The organism is Ruminococcus sp. 8Y-12 (assembly GCF_058119865.1).
In genome coordinates this window covers 2531620-2545667 of sequence record NZ_CM176623.1, presented here as the reverse complement: position 1 = coordinate 2545667, position 14048 = coordinate 2531620, and the positions used below count along the sequence as shown (strand labels likewise).

Here is a 14048-nt window from a genome sequence, read left to right as displayed (position 1 = left end):
GATGGGGATAGGACAGCCGCAAACCATTTTCTTTCTGTCTGTGCGATTCCGCTGCTTTTATCCCCATCCAGCTCATGGCGTACCTGCTAACGTGGCTTACGCTCATCACGATAACAACAGGAATGTGCTTGGTGAATGGGTATGAAATTTTCATGGTACAAACCCATTCACCGCAAAACGGAAAACAGGCAAGGGATTTTTTATCTCCCTCACCTGTTTCCTCACTTAAACGCAAAAAGTAGCTACCTGATTTTAAATTTTTTTCAATTCTTTTTTCAGACGTTCAACAGCAGCTTCAATAGAACGCTTGACTGGCATTTTCGTACAGCCTTCCTTTTTTGCTATCTGCTCATAGGTCATGCCCTCAAAATAATATAACTGCATCCTGCGACGCTGCATTTCCGGCAATGTTTTCATTGCTGTATGTAATGCTTCAATCTGAATCTTTTTCAGCACGACTTCTTCTATGCTCTCCGGCTTTTCTACTGCCCTCACATTCAAAGTCGCATCCCATACCTCGGACTGCTCAATATGCCTGTCCACTACGTTGAGATACACCAGATCATCTAATTCAAATGAATCAAACGTGTCATACAATGCCCTGCTGATTTCCAGTTTATGTAAAGCTCCTTGTCCGTCTTTAAATGAAATGTAATAATGCTTGTCCTTTTCGTATATATTATAAGGATTATACTTATCCTTTCTTCTTTTTGGGCGGTTACCCTCCATATTCCTTTCCTCCAATCTGAATTTTTTGTTAAACTCCAGATTGGAAGGTGGTGAACGTCCGCCACCAAACGGCAAATACCGCCTTAATAAGACAAGAAAAGGGCGTATCCGCTCTTGGCTGGATACACCCTTTTGAGATTTCATATATTTATTTGTTAGAGTTCGCAGGAATAAAAAAGTATTTGCCGAATATAAAAGCTCTGCATTTGCTCTTGGAAAGACTATAAATCTATATCTACACTGTTTCTTTTTTAATATGTAAATCCCTTTTCGCATTCCTATACTCATATCCTCGTTCTTTACGGGGAATACAAATATCGGCAACACATTCTATAATTCCCTTATTTTTAGGCAATAAAAGAATTATACTGTATGTATTTTGGGAATCACCGGATATCAGACTGGTTTTTGTCAAGGAATATCGCAAGTTTAGACAAAGAAAAACAGCCTGATATAATAATCAGACTGTGTATGTAGATTATATAGACTGAACCTCAAAACAATATCCGATTTTCCTGACACATCGGATTTCAAATGGTGCGTCAGGAAAAGCTTCATATAATTTATCTCTTAAATTGCAGATATGGTATCCAATAGCAGTGCTTTCACCACCTGAAGAAAAGTCTCCCCAAACTTTTTCATAAATCTGCTGATAAGTAAGTACCTGTCCCTTATTTACTACCAACAGCCAAAGCAGTTTATATTCTTTTACTGTTAAATGAATTTGCTTGCTATTACAATATACTTTTCTGCGCTCAGGATAAATTTCAATTCCAGGAAAAGATAATATAGATTCATTTTGCATTTCAAATTTTTGTAAATCTGGATGTTTTTTCAACACTCCCATCACTTCATCAAATGTAGAACTTTCATCATCCCTAAATTCCATAATAAGTAATCGTCCTATATCACCGCCACCTTTCATCCAATAAAAAGGTCATTCCACACAAAACAGATTGACCTTTCTGGGCAATCTGAGGTTGCCTTGTTTGTAATCATTACGCTTTTTGTTTCTTCTCATCCAAAATTTTCAAGAAATAATATCCTCCAAAGACACCCAGCAGCATAATGGCAATGTAATCCATCATAAAAAACAACAACGATTCACTAAAATCAAAAAATACATATTGTGTTTTCAGTAACATATATTCTCCAAGCTGCCTATGTATAAAAGCATAAACGCCATACACCGAAATACAGAAAATTACCATTCTTATAATAATAGCCCCATATCTCGGCAGACTTGGCACACAAAATGCCTTCTTAGCCATTTTCAGTAGCATTCTCCCATGAAGCCCCGTATGAAATGACATCAACACAAATCCCCAATAAGACGAAACAAGATGAATTGTCCGGGCCGCAGTCTGCCTTCCCCTTATCGGGAAAAATGTAAATAAATGTTTTGAGGCCGCAATCCCGCTCATTGCCAAGGCTGCCATGATGATAAGTAACAGAAAATTAACAGCAATACTCAAAACCCTTGTTTTTGAATATTTTCCTTTTGCAAGAGACTTGTACCAATGTCTGTTCAGCAGATGGTGACAAAGAAACAGCAATACCATTGCAATACCAAAATACTCGTGAGCAACCTCGCCAATCAAATTGTAAGCCATGAGCAGCGGAAGAAGCAGTATCATACACAAGTCCACCATGATTTGAATTTTTCTCTTTGTTGTCACTCTATCATCTCCAATCTGCCTGCACGTTTTCTTATTCTACTTAGAAAGCCCTAATCCCTCTACCCATTCAATAATATCCGCCTCGGCATCCTGCACCACATTCCGGGATATGGATAAACCGTCTGTTATCACGTTGGCATCCGGTTCCAAATCTGCAATCGTGCTGATTGTATTGGAAAATCCGCTGCCACCGGAAGTTACAAAAGGCACTATAGTCTTGCCGGATAAATCGTACTGATCTAAGAAGCTGTAAATAATCCTCGGCATATCTGCATACCAGTTGGGGTAGCCTAAAAAGATTGTGTCATACTGCTCTATATTTTCCACTTCCGCAACAATCTCCGGCATGGCATCGTTTCTCTTTTCCTCTGTCGCCACTTCCTCCAACTCTGCATGATTCATAGGATACGGCGTTACCGGTTCAATGCGGAAAATATCTGCCCCCGTATTCTCCTGAATCACATACGCCACATACTGGGTATTTCCCAAAACCTCTCCATCAATTACAACCGTACTGTATTCTTCCTCGGCGTTCATGTTTTCCGGATTCGTAGTTTCCGGCATGGAGAAATAAACCACAAGCGTTTTCCCATCTTCCGTCTGCGGGTTTCCAGCCGCCTCAGAAGATTCCCCGTCCTCCGGTTCCGCAGTTTTTTCCGTTTCCACATTTTCCTCTGGCTGTGCGGAAACAGCAGGTTCCGACTCCGTATTTCCGGCAGGCCTTTCCTCCTGCTTATTACCACATGCCACAAGACCTAATACAAAAAGTACACTTAACATCAGGGTAAAAATTCTCTTTTTCATCTTATTCATCATCCTTTCAATTTTTCATTTATGAAAACCTGCTTTACTTGTCCCTCAAATCAAGAGGCAACAAATACTGTTGCAGTTTTCAATACCAGTCATGCTTTTCATCTTTATTCAACGCGGCAATTTTCTCCATTTCCTCACTTGAAAGCTCAAAATCAAAAATAGAAATATTCTCACAGATATGCTTTTCGTTACTTGATCCCGGAATCACTGCCACCCCTTTTTGCAAATTCCAACGAAGAATAATCTGCGCAGGGGATTTCCTATGTACCGCCCCAATCTCACGAAGCGTTTTATGGTTCAATAAGGCTTCTGTATATCCACGGCCTCCAAGCGGATACCACCCCTGCATGACGATACCAAGGCTCTGTATATGCTTCACCACATTGCTGTCCTGATAATATGGATGTATTTCATTTTGCACCAGAGCAGGTTTTATCATTACCTTCGGCAGAAAAGCATTGATTTCCCGGATATAATAACAGGATACCCCGGCAGACCGAACCTTGCCGTCCTGTATCGCTTTATCGATTGCTTTATAAGCAACCACGTCATTGGAAGCCGGATGGTGCAAAAGCATCATATCAATATAGCCAATATCCAGTTTGCTCAAAGCCTCGTCTATGGCTTTGTCTGCATAGCCATATTGATTCGGATACAGCTTGGTAGTCACAAAGACTTCATCACGGGATATGCCAGACTTGCGGATACCTTCACCGACTTCCCTTTCATTGCCGTAAAAAGAAGCTGTATCAATCAGCCGATAACCATTCTGAACAGCGACAGATACTGAATTAACACAAACGCTGCCACGCAAGCTGTAGGTTCCAAGTCCCGCCACGGGCATATCATATCCGCTGCTTAAAGTGATTACCGGAGCCTTCCCGTTTCTTCCACTTTTCAGATCAATACCACTCATGTTTCTCACCTCTGTCTAATTCCGCAATCTGTCCTGTTTCTTCCTCTGTCAATTCAAAACCGAAAATATCCAGATTCTCTCTGATATGGTCGGGATTACTGGAACCGGGAATAACAACAATGCCCCTTTGCAGATTCCAGCGGAGGATCACCTGCGCCGGTGTAACATTATGCGCCTTTGCAATCGCGGCGATTACTTCATCCCCGAACAGTTCTGCGGTATGTCCCCTGCCGCCAAACGGAAACCAGCCCTCCACGACAATCCCCAAATCCTGAATATATGGGACTACTTCCTGTTCCTGATAGTAGGGATGAATTTCATTCTGGACAACAGCAGGCGTAATTGTAACCTGCGGGAGAAATTCTTCCAATTCCTCAATATACCAGTTTGATAATCCGATAGAGCGAATCTTTCCATCTCGGACAGCCTGCTCCAATGCTTTATAGGCTTCCACGTCTCCCGTTCCTGGATGGTGCAGCAGCATTAAATCAATATACTCTATATCCAATATTTCAAGTGCTTCATCAATAGCCGCCTCCGCATCGGAAAACTGATTCGGATAGAGCTTTGTGGTTACGAAGATTTCTTCCCGTGGTACATTACTGTTCCTTACCGCCTCACCCACACTTTTTTCTGTTCCATAGAAAGAAGCCGTATCAATTAGCCTTCCTCCATTCTCAAACAAAGCTGTCACAGAAGCCACACATTCGTCATGGGATAACGCATAAGTGCCAAGCCCTGCAATCGGCATATCGTATCCGCTGTTTAACCGGACAATCCCGTTTTCCAAATCAAACGCAGCAATATTTTCTGTTTCAGGCTCATTTTCAGATTCCTTTTCTTCCGCAACCTCTGTCTCCGTGATTTGCTCACCGTCCTGCACCTGCGGCTCTCCAGAAGTTTCCGGCTGCCTCTCGTCTCCCTGTGCGCTGCCGCAGGCAATCAGGCACAACACAGCCGTCAATGCCGCCAACAGCAAAGGTACTTTTTTAATCATTCTCATAATCAATCCTCCTGTATCTGTTTATTTCCGTCCCCAAAGCCCTGCTGCCGGAGCATTTCCGAAACCTCCGGGTAATGGTCATACGGCGACTGGTAAAAATCAGCGGCAAGCTGCGACCAGTTACCAACACGGCTATTCCACGGACGCTCTTTCAGATAATGCGCATAAATCTCATCATATTCTGCGATCAGTGGCTCCAAATTCTGTCTATACTGTTCTTCAAAATAAACCGCTTCTTTCGGAAGCCGGGGCTTGATACCGGGATTTTCTGCCGCATAGCCGATACATAAACCAAGCAGAGGAAGCACATACTTAGGGAGGTTTAATTCCCGTACCGCCTCCAAAGCATGAAGCCGTATATCCCCAATCGGTACAGTACCAAGCCCGAAAGATTCCGCAGCGACGACAGCGGTTCCAAGGGCAATTCCGACCTCATTTGCACCTACAATCAGATTATCAATCTGCCTCGCTGTATCCTCAAAGGACTGCCCATTCTTCTGACAGGCTATCCATGTCCGGTAAAAATCAGCACAGAATACCAGAAAGACCGGAGCCTGCGCAATATGCTTCTGTCCTCCGCAAAGCTCGGAAAACTTCTCTCTGCGGGTTTCATCCTTTACCGCAATGATTGAAACGTGCTGGAGGTTTACCCAGTTCGGCGCAGCCTGCACCGCCTTTACAATCTGATCTAAAATTTCTTCCTCCACCGGCCTTTCCTCATATTTACGGATTGACCGGTGGGACAGCAAGGTATTCACCACTTCATTCATCGTTTTTCCTCCTTGTTCTCAAATTTTTTCTTATTGTTCCGTAAGGTTCTGCGCCCATGTATATTTCCGGTAGTACCAGAAAACCACCGGTACTTTGATACATTCATCAAGGCAGAGAATAAAATATACCGTCAAAACCGGCAGATGAAAATAAAACGCTGCCATTGAAGCTGCCGGAATCACAATCAGCCACAACACAATCCCGTCACAAATACAGCCAAATTTTGATTTACCACCTGCGCAGAATATTCCGCCGATTACCATGTTATTGACCGAACCGGCGATAGCATAATAACTGGAAATCAGCAGCATCCCGGAAAGATAAGCAGTAGCTGTTTCTGTCAGGTGTGAAAAATCCAGAATCAGCGGGCGCATCACCACAATAATCAGGCAGGTAACAATCCCAATCATTCCAGCTAAAACCGTAGAGTGCTTCGCATACTTTTTTGCCAGCTCAATCTGGTTTTTGCCAAGTTCATTTCCCACCAGAATTGCTCCCGCCGTTCCCACGCCTTTCGATACACAGCCTAAGATATTTCTCACAATATTAGCGAGGGAATTTGCCGCTACCGCGTCATTTCCCAAATGCCCGATAATGACGGAAAATATAGTCACGCCTCCTCCCCAGAAAAAATAATTTCCCACCACGGGCAACGTATAACGGTTAAAATCCTGCCTGATTTTCTGATCCACTGATACAATATAAGAGAACCTAATCTTTATGCTGTCCCCTTTCTTTGCCTCTGCCAGCGTCCAAACAAACTGAATCGTTGTGGCAAGAACAGTAGCCACTGCTGCCCCTTGAATCCCCATAGCCGGAAAGCCCAAAAATCCAAAAATAAATACCGCATTAAAACATAAATTTAATATCATGGACGAAGAACCAATGACCGTACTTTTTGCTGTTTTCCCGCTATTTTTCATAATGCAGAGATACATCTGCGACAATCCAAACGGCACATAAGAAATTCCGGCTATCCGTAGATACTTGGCTCCACGGATTATCAGTGCAGCCTCATTTGTCAATAAGGACATGATATGTTCTGGAAAAAGCGAGGTTCCTATCAGGAAAGCAACCGTCACCAAAGCCATATACCGCATTGCAAAAGCAAGTATCCTTTCAACCGTATCCCGCTCTCCCTTCCCCCAATACTGTGCTGCCAGCATGGTCGTGCCCTGCACTAAGACCGTCACGCAGAGGTTAAATACAAATGTCACCTGCCCTGCCAACGACACCGCCGACAATGCCTCTTGCTCCAAAAAGCCAAGCATAACAGCATCCGACGCGCTTACCAACGCAGTCATTAAATTCTGAAACGCAATCGGTATTACCATAGCCGACAGAGTATGATAAAATGCTCGTTTTTGTGTAGCTGTATCCTCCATTTTTCAATCCCTTCTCACCATTTATCATAAAATAAAAGCATACCCATTCACAGGAAAATGCGTATAATCCCGCCTTTTCTGCGATAACCCGTATTCCACAATTCTTTAAGATTCAGCCAATAAAACCCTCCATAGGTCACTGCTTTCACATAAAATTCATCTTCAAATTCCTCATATCCGGCCAAATTAAACCAGTGCCATTGAAAATCTTTAAACACATTGTTTTTATGGTATAAAAGCAGGAACGGAACAAGGATTCCACTGTCAATCTGTTCTCTGATCTGCATTGCCGCTTTTTCCCAAGTAACTGCTCCGGGAAGTCCGTCTGCCCGCAAAGCACCCATTCCTGCATTATGCCAATAGGCCGCAATACCTGAAATATAACGCTCTAATGTATCTATCCCCTGCCAGCTCGGATGGAGATACTGCTTCATAATAGCAGAAAAAGCAAGATAATCTGTTTTGTTAAGGGTATCTGTATGGTAGGGATAGAGCGTTTTTACCCCCTTTTCCCTTGCCAGATAAATGCAAAGGTCGCAGGCTGTTACCGCCGCACAGCCCCCATCATACATAGACCAGTCCTGAAACCACTCCTGATTCCATCCTAAAGCATTTCCAATGTAAAAATAATCCAATTCTTTTTTCATATCGTTCTTTTAGGGCTTCCGGCGGCGAAATCATTTCCGCCGCCGGAACCCGCTAAAATAATTACTGTGTTACGCCAATCTTTTTTAACCAGTTGGCAAGCTGCCCTTTTGCTTTTGAACCACCGTCCTCATAAATATTGATGCTGTCAAGAATCTCCGCATCCTTGCAGGCAGCCTGAATGTCAGCTACCGTGTGACCAAGTCCGCCTCCGCCGTTGGTGCAGAATAGCGCAATCCTCTTGCCAGACATATCACTGTCTGCCAGAAAGGAAGCTACGGGCGGAGCCACCGTATTGAACCAGTTCGGCGTTCCCAATAAGACCGTATCGTAAGAAGCCAGATTCGCAGGCATTTCTGCCAAAGGCGGACGATACCCGTCCCTGGTTTCTTTGCGTCCCTGACGCTCAGTGGTGTCATAATCCTCTGAATAGGGAGCAGCAGGTTTAATCTCAAATAAAGTCCCGCCAGTCAGCCCCTGAAGCTGTTGGGCAATCCCTTTTGTATGCCCTGTATAAGAGAAATAAGCAATCAATGTATTCATGAAAAAAACCTCCTTTTTGTTTTTAACGATATGATTTATCAAATATACCTGCACAATCTGCGTCCGTCATCTCGCAGGGATTGGAAAGGAACAGACCGCCCATTGTTTCCCGTGCATTGACAGCCAGCGTCATAGATTCCTCTGGGGTAAAACCGTAATCGCTCATTTTCAGGTCATCCACGCCGCAGTCCTTTTGAAGCTGTACAAGAGCCGTAATAAAATCCTCCGGTTTATCTGCGTCCGGGATTCCCATCACCCGTGCCATCTTGACAAACTGTTCATCACAGGCGTGTCTTTCAATGAAAAACTCTGCAAACGCCTTTGAAATCATAATAAGGCCAGCGCCGTGGGGCAGATTGTGATGATAGGCGCTCATGGCGTGTTCCATTGAGTGCTGGGCGGTGGTATTGGTAAGCTGCATGGTAATACCGGCGATTGTGCTGCCATAGGCCACCTGCTCACGGGCTTCCAGATCATTCCCGTCCCTTACTGCACGGGGCAAATACTTCGCAATGCTTTCAATCGCAGAGAGTGCAATGGTTTCACTCAGGATATTCACGCCATTGGAGATCATAACCTCAGTATTATGGAACAGCGCATCAAATCCTTGATATGCCGTGTACTTTGCAGGAACCGTTTTCATCAGCTCCGGGTCAACAATGGCGAGGACGGGAACCAGTTCGGGATAACCAAAACCGATTTTCTCATTTGTATCGGGATTGGAAACCACGCCCCAGCAGTTAACCTCAGAACCCGTACCTGATGAAGTTGCAATGGTGACAATCGGAAGTCCGGGATTTACAAGGGGCTTCCCTTTTCCCGTTCCGCCATTCACATAGTCCCACAGATCGCCGAGATTTGTTGCCATTGCGGAAACCGCAATCGAAGAATCCAGCACCGCGCCGCCTCCAAGAGCCACGATGAAATCACATCCGTTTTCCTTAGCGAAAGCGGCTCCCTCCATTACAACGCTTTTCAGAGGGTTTTCCATAATCTTGTCGAATACGGCTACCTCCACGCCGGCCTCCTTAAGCTGTGCCATTACCCGGTCAAAGGAGCCGTTGGTTTTTGTGGAATTCCCGTTGGAAATCAGCAGCAGAGCTTTCTTCCCAAGTGTACCAGCTTTACGTCTGGCGGCAATCTGTCCTCCAAGTTCATCCAGTTTCCCATTCCCGAAAATCAGGTTTGTGGGATTGTTAAAGTTAAAAGTCATGTTCATAGCAAACTCCTCCTTGATTGATATAATTTAAGATTTTTATTTGTTCTATTTCTGGATTTGATGAAGCAGATAATCCAGACTGTCAATTTGAGACTGGCATACATGAAGGCTGCTCAACAAATGCCGCTTATGCGTTTTTAATAGCCTAATCTGTCTGGACGTATTTTTTTCATCATCACATTGCAGAAATTCTTCGATTAATATTTCATTACATCCTGCGTCTTTAAGATTCCGCAAAAGCATAAACCGTTCATCTAATCCGTTTTGGGACATTCTGCTTTCCTCCCTTCTGGACACATTATAATTCTGCCGCGCTCAAATAGCAAATATCAATAACCTATTACATGAAATAGCTTATTTGCATTTCATAACATGCTGTGCTATAATAAAACCAAAAGCGGAAACCGAAGGAGGAGCGAATATTGGAAATTCAGGTTTTGAGAAATTTTCTTGCTGTTGCAAGAGAAGGGAATATTACAAATGCTGCAAATCACATCCATATTGCACAGCCAAGTTTGTCAAGACAGATTAAGAATTTAGAGGACGAATTGGGACAGAAACTTTTTACCCGCGGCAGCCACAGTGTTTCTCTCACACCGGAAGGTATGATCCTCCGTAAACGCGCAGAAGATGTGATTGCCATGATTGATAAAATTGAAGATGAATTTTATACAATGGGAGAATCTGTCAGCGGAGATATTCATATAGGCGGTGGCGAAACCTATATTTTTCGTTATATTGTGGATATATTAAAAAATCTGCAAAAGGATTATCCAAACATTCACTACCACCTTTATAGTGGAAATGCAGCCGAAGTTACAGAGCGCCTTGATAAAGGACTTCTTGACTTCGGGCTTTTAATGCAGCCTGCAGATATTACAAAATATAACTACATCAACCTGCCAGAAAAGGATATATGGGGAGTTGTTATGAGAAAAGACAGCTCTCTTGCCAAAAAGGATTCCATTACATGTGAAGATTTGATTGGGCTTCCTCTTATCTTTTCAAGGCAGTCTATTCAGAAAATAGCAGGAAATACATTTACAGACTGGTTTGGTGAAAAACTGGAACAAATGAATATTATTGCAACATTCAGTCTTGTCTATAATGCTATGTTTATGGTTCAACAGGGAATGGGATACATGGTAACAGTTGATAACCTTGCAAATACCACCGTCAATCCTGATCTTTGTTTTCGCCCTCTTTCGCCCATAGTGGAGGCTGGTCTGGCTATTGTGTGGAAAAAATATCAGGTATTTTCTGCACCTGCGGAAAAGCTATTCGAAGAATTTCAAAAATTACTATAAATACCACTTCAAAAACTTTGCTTTTCCATAAAATATGTATTGGGGCTGTCGCACTAACATAAATTATAAGACATAAATTTGTTCAAAAGGTTTACATTGCAAAGCAATGCAAACAAAATGCACAAGAATTATCTTGGGAAGCTAGCTTCCCAGAAAAATTTTGTGCATTCTGTCTTTGCCGCATAAGCGGCAAGACCTTTTGAACAAGTGAATATATTAGTGCGACGGCCCCAAATTTAATACGCCGGAACACCATACCCATATATAGAATCGCTGCCCATATTATAGCTTCTTCTTGCAACTTTATCGCCGCTGTTTCCCTCTATGGTATTCACAACGCCATTCGTCACGCTCTCCACAATCCCCACATGGTCGATTGTCCCGTCATTCCCCCAATCAAAGAAAATAATGTCCCCTGCTGCCGGGACATAGCTTGCGTCCTGGAACTGCCCACGGGCATGGAACCAATCCACACCATCCGAACACAAGGAGAATTTCGGTATCACGCCGCTTTCCAGATAGCCGCACTGCTGGGCACACCACGACACAAAACAGGCGCACCATTCCACCCGGCTTTCAAACCCGTACCAGCTCCAGTAGGTGTCCCCGTTATTGCCTTCCTGCGTCAATGCCACCTGCACGATTGCCTGACTGCCGATTCCGGTGGGGATTCTGCCGAAAATATAATACTGGAGTACATGGGGGACATACTGCTTATCCCCGTAACTGCTCCAGCCCATCCGCTCCGCCATCATATCGGAAAATTCTGCGGCATTGGCGGCGGTGTATCCTCCATAGTTACTCTGCGCCCATGCGATATATCCATTCCCGAAATTATACCCTTGCAACGCCAGCCTGATATGCTCCATATCCACTGGGTTCTCCACCCCTGCGCTTTGCAGGCAGTCTTTCAGTGCCTGAACGCCGCACTCAATGGAATATTCCGGATCGGTGATTCCATTTGGCTCTCTTGGGTATCTGGTATTGTAGCCGCTCTCGGAGCTTTGCATGGGATCGCTGCCCTGCCCGCCGCTTTCCTGCATCATCACCGCCTTAATCAGCTCCACATATTCCTCAATGCCATACTGCTTCGCATAAATGCGGATGACTGGCTCATAGGCTTCCACCTCCGCACTGACCGGGCTTACCGTACTGGAATTGCCGCCGCCCACCATGCAGAGGATTCCGCCGAACAGAAGGACGATGATTAAGATAAGGACGGCCACCCAGCCCCCTGCAGCAATGGCGGATATGAGTGCTTTTGTCCCGGCAATGATCGCTTTTACTGCGCTTGCTGTGGCTTTTGCCGCTGCCCTCACTGCCTGTTCCGCCGCCCTTGCCGCCTGCCTTGCTGCCCGTGCTGTTTTTTCCGCTGTCTTTACGGACGCTTTCGCCGCTGCTTTTGCGGTCTTTGCCGCCTCCTTTGTGGTTTTTACGGTTTTCCCTGCGGTCTGCTCGGCGGTTTTCACGGATTTTGCAGCAGATTTGATTGTCCCTTTCCCGGTGTTCTTCACGGTCTGCCCCGTTTTCCCTGCGGTCTTGACCGTTTTTTCGCCCCGGTCTATGGTCTTGATGGTCTGCTTGGGAAGCTCCCGGATTTGTGCCGCCTGCTGTTTGGCATTTTGCTGTGAGATTCTCTGCTGTGACGCCCTCTGCATGGCTCTCTGCCCTGCGGCTTTCTTCTGTGCCGCCTGTTTTGCCGCCTGCTCCTGCGCCTTTTTCCTCATCTGCTCTTTCGGCTGGTAAGGCTCTCCCCTGCCTGACGGTACGGAAGGCCGGGGAGACTGAGAAGGCTCCCCGTGTGTAGGACTTCTCCCCTCACGGGCTGCCTCTCTGGTTTCTTTCGTTTCTTTGGAAATCCGGTGTTTTTCCTTTGCCTTATCTGCAAGCCTGCCGCCCTGCTTCCTCGCCTGATGTGCGGCTTCATGGACGGCTCGGTCGGCTCCCCGCTCCGTTTTATCCTCGGCATATTCCGTGGGGGAAGCATACCTCTTTTCCTGCGGCTGTGCCTTTTCCACGGTTTCCTTTGTGCGGACATAGGCTTGTTTCACTCGTTCCATGCCCGTCACGGTCTTGTCCAGTGCCTTTACATCCTTATGGACTTGGCGTGTCTTGATTTCTTTGCTCATCGCCCGCCCTCCTTTGGGATAAACCTGCCATTACTCCGCAATCTTTTTCGCCACTACCACAAGCCGCCCGTTTGTCCGGGAATACTCACAGGTGGAAAGCGTAATCAGCTTGTCCCCGTATTCGGCAGTCACTCCCGTATCATAGAGAGATAACGCTTTACACTCATCCACATACGCCTGAAACTCTTCCTCGGTTTCCGCATTGGCGAACAGATAATACTTGAACCCCGTATCGTCGTATACCGTGGTCTTGAATACTGCAATCACTTCATAGTCCGCTGTTTTCGTGAGCGTGTCAAAGCGGATGATTTTGTGTCCCTCGTAAAATTTCCGGCTCTCATAGTCCATCAATCCGGTGAACATTGTCCCGTTCTTCATGTGGTGTCCGTAAATAATCACGTTGTCGCTGGGTTCAAAGGGATTGCAATGCTCCGCAATATAAGGCACCCCGTATGCGCTGTATTCCTTTTCAAAGCTGCGCTTCAGGTAGAAGTCGGGATTGTCCGGCGTGAACATCACCGGATAATTGATGTTTGTCCCGTCAATGGAAATCCACCCCGCCATATCGTTATTCTGGTTGAAAAGCTCCTGATATTTGGCAAGCGGGGACTGGTTTTCTCCCTCTGCTGGCTCCTCCGGCGTTTCTTTGGTTTCCCCGGTTTCTTCCGATTCCTCCGCCTGCTCCACAATCTCCGCCAACTGTGCAAATTCATTGGTTGACTTCCCTGCGCTGGCATAATGGGTGATGACCTGAAACATGGAAATGCAGAAAAGCAGGGTACAGAGCGCCGCCCCTGCGGTATAGATATAAATTTTTTTCTTCATTCAATAATCCTCCATAAAGTCCCGGCAAAACGCTTTCCTTTGACATTTTGCCGGATATTTTCATAAAAATAACAGGCGTTGCGC

The 14048-nt window shown here is 45.1% G+C and carries 14 protein-coding genes; 1 reads left to right on the top strand and 13 read right to left on the bottom strand.

Annotation, left to right across the window (positions count from 1 at the left end):
* Positions 1-252: 252 nt before the first annotated feature.
* The 11 genes from AC0THY_RS09430 to AC0THY_RS09380 all read right to left on the bottom strand — a co-directional run bounded on the left by AC0THY_RS09430 (position 253) and on the right by AC0THY_RS09380 (position 9697).
* Entirely contained in the window at positions 253-1017 is a 765-nt protein-coding gene (locus AC0THY_RS09430) for a sigma-70 family RNA polymerase sigma factor (RefSeq protein WP_489990367.1), read from the bottom strand.
* Between the two features lie 190 nt (positions 1018-1207).
* Positions 1208-1618: a winged helix-turn-helix domain-containing protein gene (locus AC0THY_RS09425; protein ID WP_489990366.1), complete on the bottom strand. Its 411-nt coding sequence runs from the start codon at positions 1616-1618 to the stop codon at positions 1208-1210.
* A 109-nt stretch (positions 1619-1727) separates the two neighbouring features.
* Positions 1728-2408, bottom strand: coding sequence for a DUF4405 domain-containing protein (locus AC0THY_RS09420; protein WP_489990365.1), 681 nt, complete (start codon positions 2406-2408; stop codon positions 1728-1730).
* A gap of 36 nt (positions 2409-2444) precedes the next feature.
* Positions 2445-3212 (bottom strand): flavodoxin, encoded by a 768-nt coding sequence (locus AC0THY_RS09415; protein ID WP_489990364.1) that lies wholly within the window; start codon positions 3210-3212, stop codon positions 2445-2447.
* Between the two features lie 88 nt (positions 3213-3300).
* Positions 3301-4137 carry an aldo/keto reductase gene (locus AC0THY_RS09410; RefSeq protein WP_489990363.1) on the bottom strand — a complete coding sequence of 279 codons (837 nt, stop codon included), beginning with the start codon at positions 4135-4137 and terminating at the stop codon, positions 3301-3303.
* Complete coding sequence (locus tag AC0THY_RS09405) at positions 4124-5140, bottom strand: aldo/keto reductase (protein ID WP_489990362.1); 1017 nt, start codon at positions 5138-5140, stop codon at positions 4124-4126. Before AC0THY_RS09405 ends, AC0THY_RS09410 begins: the two co-directional genes overlap by 14 nt.
* A gap of 2 nt (positions 5141-5142) precedes the next feature.
* Positions 5143-5910 (bottom strand): NADPH-dependent oxidoreductase, encoded by a 768-nt coding sequence (locus tag AC0THY_RS09400; RefSeq protein ID WP_489990361.1) that lies wholly within the window; start codon positions 5908-5910, stop codon positions 5143-5145.
* 30 nt (positions 5911-5940) lie between these two features.
* Positions 5941-7296 carry an MATE family efflux transporter gene (locus AC0THY_RS09395; RefSeq protein ID WP_489990360.1) on the bottom strand — a complete coding sequence of 452 codons (1356 nt, stop codon included), beginning with the start codon at positions 7294-7296 and terminating at the stop codon, positions 5941-5943.
* A 47-nt stretch (positions 7297-7343) separates the two neighbouring features.
* Complete coding sequence (locus AC0THY_RS09390; protein WP_489990359.1) at positions 7344-7943, bottom strand: hypothetical protein; 600 nt, start codon at positions 7941-7943, stop codon at positions 7344-7346.
* 61 nt (positions 7944-8004) lie between these two features.
* A complete protein-coding gene (locus AC0THY_RS09385; RefSeq protein ID WP_489990358.1) occupies positions 8005-8484 on the bottom strand; it encodes a flavodoxin in 480 nt (159 codons plus the stop codon).
* 22 nt (positions 8485-8506) lie between these two features.
* The gene (locus tag AC0THY_RS09380) at positions 8507-9697 is read right to left on the bottom strand and encodes an iron-containing alcohol dehydrogenase (protein ID WP_489994167.1); all 1191 of its coding nucleotides are present in this window, start codon (positions 9695-9697) and stop codon (positions 8507-8509) included.
* A 428-nt stretch (positions 9698-10125) separates the two neighbouring features.
* Here AC0THY_RS09380 and AC0THY_RS09375 point away from each other — a divergent pair, with 428 nt between their 5' ends.
* Complete coding sequence (locus AC0THY_RS09375; protein WP_489990357.1) at positions 10126-11010, top strand: LysR family transcriptional regulator; 885 nt, start codon at positions 10126-10128, stop codon at positions 11008-11010.
* 236 nt (positions 11011-11246) lie between these two features.
* Here AC0THY_RS09375 and AC0THY_RS09370 read toward each other — a convergent pair whose 3' ends face one another.
* Together AC0THY_RS09370 and srtB are read right to left on the bottom strand one after the other, a co-directional pair.
* Positions 11247-13139: a lysozyme family protein gene (locus AC0THY_RS09370; protein ID WP_489990356.1), complete on the bottom strand. Its 1893-nt coding sequence runs from the start codon at positions 13137-13139 to the stop codon at positions 11247-11249.
* Between the two features lie 30 nt (positions 13140-13169).
* Positions 13170-13964: a class B sortase gene (gene srtB, locus AC0THY_RS09365; RefSeq protein WP_489990355.1), complete on the bottom strand. Its 795-nt coding sequence runs from the start codon at positions 13962-13964 to the stop codon at positions 13170-13172.
* Between the last annotated feature and the right edge of the window lie 84 nt (positions 13965-14048).

What these genes read in the sequence shown, in the direction of transcription:
- AC0THY_RS09385 (WP_489990358.1), bottom strand. Translation starts at nt 8,484, where the DNA reads ATGAATACATTGATTGCTTATTTCTCTTATACAGGGCATACAAAAGGG.
- AC0THY_RS09425 (WP_489990366.1), bottom strand. Translation starts at nt 1,618, where the DNA reads ATGGAATTTAGGGATGATGAAAGTTCTACATTTGATGAAGTGATGGGA.
- srtB (WP_489990355.1), bottom strand. Translation starts at nt 13,964, where the DNA reads ATGAAGAAAAAAATTTATATCTATACCGCAGGGGCGGCGCTCTGTACC.
- AC0THY_RS09380 (WP_489994167.1), bottom strand. Translation starts at nt 9,697, where the DNA reads ATGACTTTTAACTTTAACAATCCCACAAACCTGATTTTCGGGAATGGG.
- AC0THY_RS09430 (WP_489990367.1), bottom strand. Translation starts at nt 1,017, where the DNA reads ATGAGTATAGGAATGCGAAAAGGGATTTACATATTAAAAAAGAAACAG.
- AC0THY_RS09410 (WP_489990363.1), bottom strand. Translation starts at nt 4,137, where the DNA reads ATGAGTGGTATTGATCTGAAAAGTGGAAGAAACGGGAAGGCTCCGGTA.
- AC0THY_RS09415 (WP_489990364.1), bottom strand. Translation starts at nt 3,212, where the DNA reads ATGAAAAAGAGAATTTTTACCCTGATGTTAAGTGTACTTTTTGTATTA.
- AC0THY_RS09400 (WP_489990361.1), bottom strand. Translation starts at nt 5,910, where the DNA reads ATGAATGAAGTGGTGAATACCTTGCTGTCCCACCGGTCAATCCGTAAA.
- AC0THY_RS09395 (WP_489990360.1), bottom strand. Translation starts at nt 7,296, where the DNA reads ATGGAGGATACAGCTACACAAAAACGAGCATTTTATCATACTCTGTCG.
- AC0THY_RS09390 (WP_489990359.1), bottom strand. Translation starts at nt 7,943, where the DNA reads ATGAAAAAAGAATTGGATTATTTTTACATTGGAAATGCTTTAGGATGG.
- AC0THY_RS09370 (WP_489990356.1), bottom strand. Translation starts at nt 13,139, where the DNA reads ATGAGCAAAGAAATCAAGACACGCCAAGTCCATAAGGATGTAAAGGCA.
- AC0THY_RS09405 (WP_489990362.1), bottom strand. Translation starts at nt 5,140, where the DNA reads ATGAGAATGATTAAAAAAGTACCTTTGCTGTTGGCGGCATTGACGGCT.